Raw genomic sequence first — 9,971 nt, forward strand, 5'->3', positions numbered from 1 at the left:
ATCCAAACTTTTGGATAATTTAGCTGAAAGACAAATAAGAAGACTGGAATATAACAAAGTTCCAGTCTTCTCTATTGAGTTTTACAGTTTACTCTTATAAATCTGTGCCATTACCTTCTGATACTGATTTTCCAATTGAAGTAGATTCTGCTTACTTTGATAAATCACAGAAACTTCTACAAAATATTCTATCACACTGATTTGTCCACCGGTGAGAGCTTGCTTCAGTAATGCAAGATCTTGTTGTGAACTGAATGCCTCCCTGTACTCCTGGATGGAAGTCTGCAATGATTGTGCTTCACTGTATAGTTTTGCTAAGGTTGCTTCGGCTTGGAAAGCAGCGTTCTCTTTCTGATAATCGAGGTTCAGAGATTGCGCTTTGGCTATTTTAACCTTATTGCGATTTTCAAACAGCGGGAAGGAAAAGCCTACTACAACTCCATTGAATGGAGTACCGGACTCCGTATTACGGCGATATCCCAGTTCCAATTTAGGCAACCAGCCTTGTTTGCTTGCAGAAATCTGTTTGCGGGCGGCAGCACTTTCACTGCTTAATGACAGCAAAGTCTGATCGGCTGCCAACACTTCCGAACGTAACTGTTCATAGTTGGTAGGAAGAAGCGGCAATGGATAGTCGTTGATGGAGCGGAAACTGCTCAGCTCATTATCTTGCAAAGACTGGTCTCCATTGAGTGCAAGGAGAGATTTCCAGGCGTTATCAAGCGCAGTCTGATTGGTACGGAATTCTGTGCGTACATTCAGTAACTCCAGATTGATCTTATTTGTTTCCAATACATTGGCATCACCTGTCTCCAGACGTTTCTTATAGTATGCAGAGAGTTCCTCAGCCTGTTTCATACGTTCATTCAGAATCACTTGCTGATGCTGCAACATGATGATGTCGAAACAAAGCTCTTTAGCTTGCAACAACAGTTGTTGACGGAAGGCGGCAGACTGCGCATCAAGCGCACCGGTTTTGAGTCGGTTTACTTTTCCGCGTGTAGCATACAAGGTTGGGAAATCAAAGCTCTGGGAAACAACAAGTTCACCTATCGTCTCACTCTTATCTTCCGATCCCCACAGATGGGCATACGAGAGAGTGGGATCGGGCAAATTGTTCTCCGACTTGTTCTCCAATTTCTGTGAAGTGATGAGTTGCGCATTGGCCTGCAACTCCTTATTGTTTGCTTCAATGCGGTGCAGCACTTCGTCTATGCCGACCGATTGGGCACGTATTCCCGCATATAGGAAAAAAGTGATAAAACTAAATATGAGAATTCGTTTCATTGTTTGATATTGTTAATGGTTGTTTTTGGGGGTGCATCATCAGATAAACAATCGGAATGATGAAACCGTTCAGGAATGTGGAAGTTAAAAGACCGCCAAGGATAACTTTCGCCATCGGACTTTGAATTTCATTACCCGGCAAATCTCCTCCCAGTGCCAATGGAATAAGAGCGAGAGCAGAAGACAATGCTGTCATCAGAATCGGATTCAAACGGTCCATTGAGCCACGGATTACACTGTCGTACACATTCAGTCCCTCTTCCTGTTGTAAATGGTTGTAGTGGCTGATCAGTAACATACCGTTTCGGGTGGCGATACCGAATAGTGAAATAAAACCGATAATAGCCGGAATACTCACCTCTCCCGTTGTCATCAACAAAGCAAACACACCACCGATCAATGCAAGCGGCAGGTTGATAAGTATGATTGCACTCTCTTTTACACTACGGAATTCATGATAAAGCAGTAAGAAGATCACCGCAATACTCATTAATGATGTGAGTAACAAGGTGCGGCTTGCTGCCTGTTCACTCTCAAATTGGCCACCGTATTCCAGATGATACCCTTCGGGCAATTTAATATCCTTGTCCACACGGGCCTGAATATCATTCACCACACTGCGCAGGTCGCGGTCGGCAACATTGGCAGAAATCACGATTTTACGTTTCACGTTCTCGCGGCTGATCGTATTCGGTCCCATGGCAGAACGCACTTCTGCAATGTAGTTCAAAGGTATTTTCTTTCCGTCACTGGTATCTATCATCAAGTTGCGTATCTTCTCCATTTCGTCGCGAAGATCATCACGTACACGTACGGTAAGATCGAAGCTTTTACCTTTCTCGTATACCTGTGATACGGTTTCACCAGCAAGACAGACATTCACGAACTCAGAGAATTCCGGTAATGAGATACCAAACTTAGCCAGCATTTCCCGCTTGGGCGAAATGATAAGCTGAGGACGTTCTATTTGTTGTTCCACATTCAGGTCGGCAATACCCGGAATATCCTGGATGGCACCTTTGATTTCATTACCCAAGGTAAACATACGGTTCAGGTCGTCACCAAACAGTTTAATTGCGATGTTGGCTTTCGTACCACTGAGCATAGCATCGATACGGTGGCTGATAGGCTGACCGATTTCCACATTTGCTCCTACGATAGTACCTAACTTCTCGCGTACTTCGGCAACCAACTCACTACGTGAACGGTCTTTCAATTCGAACGGAGCTTCTATTTCCGAAACATTCACACCAAGTGCGTGCTCGTCCAGTTCGGCACGTCCGGTCTTGCGGGCAACGGTTTGTATTTCGGGAATGCTGAGTAGTAATTCCTCTGCACGGTGTCCCATCTTGTCACTTTCTTCTAATGAGATGCCTGGTAAAGAAGATATATTAATCGTAAACGAACCTTCGTTGAAAGGTGGCAGGAACGAACGTCCCAATGTGAAGAAACATACCAGAGCAACTACGAACAAACCGATTGTACTGCCCAGTACGATCTTCTTATGTCCCAGTACGAATGCCAATGCAGCACCATACCACTGTTTCATCTTGCGTGCTACGAACGAGTCGCTGCTCTCTTTCTGTTCCTTCTTCTTGTCTTTTCCTAAAAGATAGGAGCAAAGTACTGGTGTAACTGTCAATGCCACTACCGTAGAAGCTGCCAGTGCTACAATGAATGCAATGCCCAGTGGAACCAGCATGCGGCCTTCCATACCGGTGAGGAAGAACAGCGGTACGAAACTGACTACGATAATCAGCGTAGAATTCAGAATAGGCATACGTACTTCTTTCGATGCGTTGAATACTACTTCCAGTATGGAAAGGCGTTCTTCCACAGGCTTCAACTTATTCTCGTGGAGTCGTTTATATACGTTCTCCACGTCCACAATGGCATCATCCACCAGCGAACCGATAGCGATGGCAAGACCACCGAGGCTCATTGTATTAATTGTGAAGCCCATATAATGCAACGTCACCAGTGAAGTAATCAATGAAAGCGGTAGTGTAACCAATGAGATCACCGTTGTACGTACATTCGCAAGGAACAGGAATAGGACAATCACAACGAAGATACCTCCTTCAAACAAGGACTTCTGTACGTTTCCGATAGAGCTTTCGATAAAGCGGCTCTGACGGAAGATGTCTGTGCTGACTTTTACATCCGGTGGCAGGTTCTTCTGCAAGTCTTTTAAAGATGCTTCTAATTTATCCGTTAATTCCAGTGTGCTGGTGGCTGGTTGCTTGGTTACTGTTAACAGCACGGCGGATTTACCCCGTTCGGATGCTGTACCCAGTTTGGGTAACTTTGCTCCGATATGTACATCTGCAATGTCTTCCAGTAAGATAGGAGCACTGCCCGAAGCGGTTCCACCACGTACTACGGCACGTGCCAGTTGATCTACACGGTCGGTAGAAAGTACTCCACGCACAATGTATTCGTTACCATATTCATATAGCACGCCACCGTTTGCGTTCAGATTCATTTCGCGGGTTACAGTCATGATTTCATTCAGCGTAACGCCGTAATGCCGCATCCGTTCCGGATCTAATTGTATCTGATATTCCTTTATATCACCGCCAAGTACTGCTACCTGTGCCACACCGCCCGTAGAGAGCAAACGCGGCCGGATGGTCCAGTCGGCTATTGTACGCAGGTCGAGCATGGAGGTAGAGTCGGCCGTCAATCCGATAATCAGCATTTCACCCAGAATGGATGATTGTGGACCCAGCGTCGGTTTACCTACACCGGTAGGCAGGCTTTCACTTACGACAGCTAACTTTTCGCTGACAATCTGCCGGGCCAGATAAATATCCGTATCCCAGTCGAATTCTACCCATACTACAGAGAAGCCGTTGGTAGATGAAGAACGTACGCGGCGCACACCTGTTGCACCATTCACTGCTGTTTCTACAGGAAATGTAACGAGTTGTTCCACTTCTTCTGCTGCCATGCCGTTTGCTTCGGTCATGATAACAACCGTAGGTGCATTGAGGTCAGGGAATACGTCCACTTCCGTGTTCATGGCGGTGTAGGTTCCGCCTATCAGTAACAACACCGAGGCTACAAGCACCAGGATGCGGTTATGAAGTGAGAAATGTATGATCTTATTTAACACGATGATATATTTACTATTTTACTATTTACTATTTACTATTTGATACACCTTGTCTTTTACCATTTGACATTTACTATTCTTATCATCAGCTTCACGCATTGCGCAGCCAAATAGTAAATAGTAACTTGTCAAATAGTAAATAAGTTTAGTGTTCGTGACTGTGTGCCGGTATCGCATTCGTAGCGCTTGCCAGTTTCACTTGATAAGCCCCTTCGGTTACCACGCAGTCTCCGGCTTTTACACCTGAGAGAATCTGTACGCTTTCACCGTTATCGGCTCCGAGAGTCACGAGTTGTTTCTTATATCCTTCTTCATCCAGTTGCAGGTAGACAAAGAAACTGCCTTGTTCTTCAGTCAATGCTGAATGGGGCAGGGATATTACGTTTTCTATAGGGGAAGACAATAAGAAGATTTCTACAAACGAACCGGGGATAATATCACCTTTGTTGTCGAACTCAAAGGTTACAGGTACATAATATCCACCATCACCACCGGAAGCCTTGCCATAAGAGAGAAGACGTCCGTCTAAGTCTTTCAATGTATATACCTTATTATTATAAGGAGTGCAGAAGTTAGCAGAACCAATAGTACGCAGATATTGGTAATATTTCTCAGACACATCAGCACGCAGGAACAACTTGCGGTTTTGCGTAATGCTGACTAACGGTTGCCCTACGGCTACATAATCACCTTCTTTCACTAACAGGCTTTTTACATATCCGCTGATAGGCGAAATTACCGCTTGTCCGCTTGCTGAACTATTTTTAGCTACGGCTTCGTAGCTGATACGTGCATTTTCGTATGCTTGTTCCGCCTGAGCGAAATCTTTTTCAGAAACAATCTTATTTCCTACGAGGGCTTTCATGCGCTCATATTCTTTCTTGGAAACTTCATAAGCGATACGTGCCCGTTCTACGGGGTCACCATCCGCCATGTTCTTGGAAGATAATGTCACCAGTGGCGTACCTTTACTGACACTCATACCTTCGATTACCTTTCCACGGAAAGATACTACACCAGCTACGGTTGCTACAGCCACGCTCTCATCTCCTTGTGCTGCCATTACCTGACCACTGGTTTTTATAACCTGATGGAAAATCCCCGGTTCTACAACATTGGATTTTACTCCGGCAGCCTGTGCTTTGGCGGTAGGCAGAATGATTTCGTCACTATGTCCGGCTGCTTGTTCATCGTGGCTATGTCCATCGTGGTTATGTCCATCGTGGTTATGTTCGTCACCTTCGTGATTGTGGTCTTCGCCTTCATGATCATGATCACAACCTTCGTGCTCATGTTTTTCTGTTTCATGATTATGACCTTCGTGTCCGTCGCCGGATTTACTATTGCAAGAGCCTAACAGGAATAATCCCATGACTCCCATAAAAAGAATTTTTTTCATGATGATATTTTTATGTTCTTACTTTTATCTGTGTGCAAAATTAGAGATAAAAGCCTGCGATAAAGTTGCAGACTTTACGATAAAGTAAGAACACACGGAGGTGCGCGAAGTCCTGTGGCACGTGTGAGATACGTGCCATGAAGTGACTCCTGGTATATGCAGTCCTGTCTTTGCCCGCTTTCTTCGGGGAGGACCAATAGTCTGAGAAGTGGTTCGGAGAATAATGTGATAACCAACGGAAAATCCGGATGTGTCCATCCGTTGTCCGGGCTGGGAGTTTGCTGGAAAAAGTGAGTAGTAACACATCCCGTATCGCAACAGCAATGTTCGCTATCCGGGGTGTGTTGCTGTCCGCAACAATTGGGAGTTATGTCATTCTTCATACATATCAACCCATTATTGTGATGGTGGTGAGGAATAACCGGTACCACCAGCATGACCATGCTGATGAATATAAAAAAGAGTGTTATGTACCGTTTTCTCTGCATCCTTATTTTTTTATTGCGGACAAAGATAGAAGTTAACGGCTTAATTACCAAATGTTAGTTATTAAAAAGCCTTGAATAATCCATTTAAACCTTCACTCATACTGGGATGGGTGAATATGAAGTTACGTAAAGCCGAAGATTTCTGCCCGGTTTTCATGACAAACGCTACCAGATTGATAAGTTCCGGTGCATCCACGCAGAAGAGTGAGCAGCCCAGTATTTTCTCCGTATCCGTATTTACAATAGCTTTTAGCATCCCATCCATATTCTGCAAAGTACGTGCGCGAGGGATGGCGGAGGCGGGCAGACGTGAAATCTTGATGGGATATCCACGTTTCATGGCTTCTTCTTCCGTCAGACCGATATGTGCCATAGGCGGATCTGTGAAGATGGCGTAAGGTACGGGATTACGGTCATCAACAGAACGTTCCTTATTACCGAAAAGATGATTTAAGATGATACGGGAATCGTCAATTGAAAGGTAATCATACATTTCCCCGCCTTTAGCGTCTCCCAAAGCCCAGACGTGTGGTGCAGTAGTACGTAATTGCTCATTGACAATGATCCCTCCTTGTGCATTAACCTGTATTTTTGCTTTTTCCAGATTCAGATCATCTATCATAGGTTTACGTCCTGTTGCAATGAGTAGGGCATCGCCTTCAAGAAAGTAAGGTGTGCCGTCCGAGGCATCCGTATAGGCGGCGGTAATGCCGTCCGCTGTATCATGTAATGATTGTACGCGTGCGTTCAGACGTATCTCTATATTTTTTCTTTTCAGACTTTCCTGCATATATTCGGCAATCTCCCGATCAGCTTTCGGCAAGAAGCGTTTACCGGCTTCCAGAATAGTGACCTTGCTGCCGAATCCGGCATACATGGTGGCAAATTCCAGCCCGATGGCTCCGCTTCCTATAATCAGCAAGTGTTGGGGAAGAATCTCGCTATGCAGCAATGTCTCACTTGTATATACGTATCGGCTGCTTTTTAATCCATCAATATCGGGTAGGATAGGTGTAGAACCGGTATTGATAAAGATTTCTTTTCCTTCCAGTTCAAAGTAATCTTCACTTTCCGGTGAAGGAACTACCTTTACCGTGTCCGGACAGAGAAAAGATGCAGTTCCGTCATACAATGTTATATTAGGGTTATTCGTCAGATTTTCGACGTTCTTTTCTCGAAGGAAGGTGACCAGCTTATCCTTGCGCCTTAGGGCGAGGGAATATAACTTGGATTGTTTCTTATAATCGTCTTGATAGATACGTTCGGCGAATTCCGATTCGTTTATCATGGTTTTAGTAGGAATACATCCTACATTTATACAGGTTCCACCGTACATGTCCGGGGAACGTTCGATGACTGCCACTTTCCAGTTGCGGTTGGCTAATTCGACCGCCAGTAGCTTGCCACCTTTGCCGAAGCCTATTATTATAGCGTCATATCGTTTCATTGTTCTCGTAATTAGAGTTTTATAAAAATGAAACAATATGACGCAAGAAAAGTTGCGGAAGCCCTGTTAAGGAACGTTTACCTTTCCAGTTCGCGGAGTGACTCCATCTTCTTCTTTTCCAGGAATTCGTAGATGCCGCTTAAGTGTTCCTTTACTTGTTTATTACCGAATTCGTAGACCTTGGTAACCAGTCCGTCCAGGAAGTCACGGTCATGGCTTACTACAATCAGTGTACCATCGAAATCCAACAGCGCTTGCTTCAGAATGTCCTTGGTTTTCAGGTCGAGGTGGTTCGTCGGCTCATCCAGAATCAGTAGGTTTACCGGTTCCAACAATAGTTTAATCATGGCGAGTCGTGTGCGCTCTCCACCGGAAAGCACTTTCACTTTCTTCATGGATTGCTCTGGTCCACCGAACATGAAAGCACCCAGCAGGTCACGTATCTTATTACGTATTTCTCCCTTTGCCACATCATCAATCGTTTGGAATACCGTTAGGTTTTCGTCCAGCAGAGAAGCTTGGTTTTGTGCGAAATAACCGATCTGCACATTATGTCCGAGTGTCAGCGTGCCATCGTGTTCAATCTCTTTCATGATACATTTCACCAAGGTGGACTTACCTTCGCCGTTTTTGCCGACAAATGCTAATTTGTCTCCCCGTTCCACGGTCAGTGTAGCGTTTTTGAATACTACATGATCGCCATAGGTTTTACCTACGTTTTCCATGATTACAGGATAATTGCCGGAACGTGGGGATGGCGGAAATTTCAACCGTAGTGCCGAAGTATCTTCTTCATCCACTTCCAAAATATCCAACTTTTCCAACATTTTTACGCGGCTTTGTACTTGCAGGGTTTTGGAGTAAGTGCCTTTGAAGCGTTCAATGAATTCTTTGGTTTCGGCAATGAACTTCTGTTGTTCGTCGTAAGCCTTTTGTTGTTGTTCACGACGTTCTTTGCGGAGTTCCAGATATTTGGAGTAATTTACTTTATAATCATAGATACGTCCCATTGTCACTTCAATGGTACGGGTAGTGATATTATCCACAAACTTGCGGTCGTGGCTGATGACAATAACAGCTTTACCATTATTGATAAGGAAATCTTCCAACCACTGAATACTTTCGATGTCGAGGTGGTTGGTAGGCTCATCCAGTAACAGTACATCCGGCTTTTGCAACAGTAGTTTGGCAAGCTCGATGCGCATACGCCATCCGCCGCTGAAGTCACTGGTCTGGCGGTTGAAATCTTCGCGACTGAAGCCGAGTCCTAACAGAGCTTTCTCTACGTCTTCCTCATAGTTGGTAGCATCGATAGAGTAGAATTTTTCACTCAGGGCGGAAACCGTTTCAATCAGTTCCATGTAACTGTCGCTTTCATAATCGGTACGTGTTTCCAGTTCTTTGTTGAGGCGCTCTATTTCTGCTTCCATCTCATGCAGGTGTGAGAAAGCCTGTGCGGTTTCCTGGAATACGGTTCGTCCGTCTTCCGTCATCAGATGTTGCGGCAGGTAAGCGATAACACTGTCTTTAGGTGCCGAGATTTTGCCCCGGGTAGGTTGGCGTACTCCTGCCAGAATTTTCAGTAAGGTACTTTTTCCCGCTCCGTTCTTTCCCATCAGGGCGATGCGGTCTTTTTCATTAATAACGAAGGAAACGTCACTGAATAAGGTGGTGCCGCCGAATTCTACGGCCAGTCCGTCTATTGAAATCATACTCTATTTTTAAATTGAGGCGCAAAGATAATATATTTATATTATTTTTTATATCTTTGCCTCATTAAACAAAAATACATTGGTCATGGAAACAGGGAATTTATCAGAAGATTACCGTCCGCTGATACTGGTAGCGGAAGACGATGATAGTAACTTTAAGTTGATAAAGGCTATTATTGGCAAAAAATGCGAGATATTGTGGGCGAAGAACGGTGAAGAGATGGTTAATCTGTTCAAAGAGAACCGTGGAAAGACAGCTGCTATTCTTATGGATATCAAAATGCCTATCATGAATGGTCTGGAAGCAACAAAGATTATCCGTGAAGAGGAGAAAGAACTTCCTATTATCATGCAGACTGCTTATGCTTTTACGGCTGACCGTGAAAATGCAATGGCTGCCGGTGCTTCGGAAGTATTGGTAAAGCCTATTACCTTGAGTGCATTACGTACTTGCTTGAGTAAGTTCTTGCCACGGTTGCAGTGGTAACAGAATTTTCATAGCATAATAAATATTATAACG

Annotated in this window: 7 protein-coding genes; 1 reads left to right on the forward strand and 6 read right to left on the reverse strand. The window is 44.5% G+C overall.

Translation table 11 applies throughout. The features are described from left to right. Nucleotides 1–81: 81 nt before the first annotated feature. The 6 genes from BN161_RS17960 to BN161_RS17985 all read right to left on the reverse strand — a co-directional run bounded on the left by BN161_RS17960 (nucleotide 82) and on the right by BN161_RS17985 (nucleotide 9,451). The gene (locus tag BN161_RS17960) at nucleotides 82–1,287 is read right to left on the reverse strand and encodes a TolC family protein (RefSeq protein ID WP_044268969.1); all 1,206 of its coding nucleotides are present in this window, start codon (nucleotides 1,285–1,287) and stop codon (nucleotides 82–84) included. Next, nucleotides 1,265–4,405, reverse strand: coding sequence for an efflux RND transporter permease subunit (locus tag BN161_RS17965; RefSeq protein ID WP_044268971.1), 3,141 nt, complete (start codon nucleotides 4,403–4,405; stop codon nucleotides 1,265–1,267). Before BN161_RS17965 ends, BN161_RS17960 begins: the two co-directional genes overlap by 23 nt. 145 nt (nucleotides 4,406–4,550) lie before the next feature. Beyond that, the gene (locus BN161_RS17970) at nucleotides 4,551–5,804 is read right to left on the reverse strand and encodes an efflux RND transporter periplasmic adaptor subunit (RefSeq protein ID WP_044268972.1); all 1,254 of its coding nucleotides are present in this window, start codon (nucleotides 5,802–5,804) and stop codon (nucleotides 4,551–4,553) included. 74 nt (nucleotides 5,805–5,878) lie between these two features. Beyond that, on the reverse strand, nucleotides 5,879–6,292 hold the full coding sequence (locus BN161_RS28760) for a DUF6769 family protein (protein WP_074435160.1): 414 nt from the start codon (nucleotides 6,290–6,292) through the stop codon (nucleotides 5,879–5,881). 61 nt (nucleotides 6,293–6,353) lie between these two features. Beyond that, complete coding sequence (locus tag BN161_RS17980) at nucleotides 6,354–7,739, reverse strand: FAD-dependent oxidoreductase (RefSeq protein WP_044268976.1); 1,386 nt, start codon at nucleotides 7,737–7,739, stop codon at nucleotides 6,354–6,356. A 77-nt stretch (nucleotides 7,740–7,816) separates the two neighbouring features. Further along, the gene (locus tag BN161_RS17985; RefSeq protein ID WP_044268979.1) at nucleotides 7,817–9,451 is read right to left on the reverse strand and encodes an ABC-F family ATP-binding cassette domain-containing protein; all 1,635 of its coding nucleotides are present in this window, start codon (nucleotides 9,449–9,451) and stop codon (nucleotides 7,817–7,819) included. Between the two features lie 85 nt (nucleotides 9,452–9,536). Here BN161_RS17985 and BN161_RS17990 point away from each other — a divergent pair, with 85 nt between their 5' ends. Further along, entirely contained in the window at nucleotides 9,537–9,938 is a 402-nt protein-coding gene (locus BN161_RS17990) for a response regulator (RefSeq protein WP_007210435.1), read from the forward strand. Nucleotides 9,939–9,971 lie beyond the last annotated feature (33 nt).

Source organism: Bacteroides timonensis, assembly GCF_000513195.1.
GTDB lineage: Bacteria > Bacteroidota > Bacteroidia > Bacteroidales > Bacteroidaceae > Bacteroides > Bacteroides timonensis.